At 65.5% G+C, this 902-nt stretch carries 1 protein-coding gene; it reads right to left on the bottom strand.

Features of this window, described 5'->3' with window-relative positions; genetic code table 11:
* The coding region (gene trxB / locus A9W96_RS11605; RefSeq protein WP_156765203.1) for a thioredoxin-disulfide reductase at positions 1-902 on the bottom strand (902 nt) is incomplete at both ends.

The following is a 902-nucleotide window of genomic DNA, read 5'->3' as shown; positions in this document are numbered from 1 at the left end:
TCTTCGTGGTCGGCGAGCCAGCGTTCGGCGTCGATGGCGGCCGAGCAGCCGCTGCCCGCGGCGGTGATGGCTTGGCGGTAGGTGCGATCCACCAGGTCCCCGGCGGCGAACACCCCCTCAATCGACGTACTCGTGGTGCGGCCTTGCACCAGCACATAACCGTCGGGGTCGGTCTGGACCACCTCACGCACCAACTCCGAACGCGGGTCATGCCCGATGGCCACGAACACCCCGGTCACCGGCAACGTCGACACCTCACCGCTGAGCGTGTCGCGCACCCGCAAACCCGTCACCGTGGACTCACCCTCAACGGCCTCGACCGCCTTGTTCGTCAGGATGGTGATCTTGTCGTTGGCCTTGGCCCGTTCGAGCATGATCCGCGACGCCCGAAACTCCGCACGCCGATGCACCAACGTCACACTGCGGGCAAAGCGGGTCAAAAAGGTGGCCTCCTCCATCGCCGAGTCCCCACCCCCGATCACCGCGATGTCCTGGTCCTTGAAAAAGAACCCATCACAGGTCGCACACGAGGACACCCCGCGACCCAACAACTCCTGCTCCCCGGGCACCCCCAAATACCGGGCCGCCGCACCCATGGCCAAGATCACCGCCCGCGCGCGCACCGTCTCACCCTCGGCCGTGGTCACCGACTTGATTCGACCCTGCAACGAGACGGATTCGACGTCTTCCATCCGCAGATCGGCCCCAAAGCGCAGCGCCTGCTCACGCATCTGATCCATCAACTCCGGGCCCGTGATCCCGTCGCGAAAACCCGGGAAATTCTCCACCTCGGTGGTCGTCATCAACGCCCCACCAAACGACGTCCCCTCAAACACCACCGGCGCCAACTGCGCCCGCGCCGCATACAACGCCGCGGTATACCCAGCAGGACCCGAACCAAT

Source organism: Mycobacterium sp. 1245852.3, assembly GCF_001669335.1.
GTDB lineage: Bacteria > Actinomycetota > Actinomycetes > Mycobacteriales > Mycobacteriaceae > Mycobacterium > Mycobacterium europaeum_A.
This window is presented reverse-complemented; position numbering and strand designations above follow the sequence as displayed.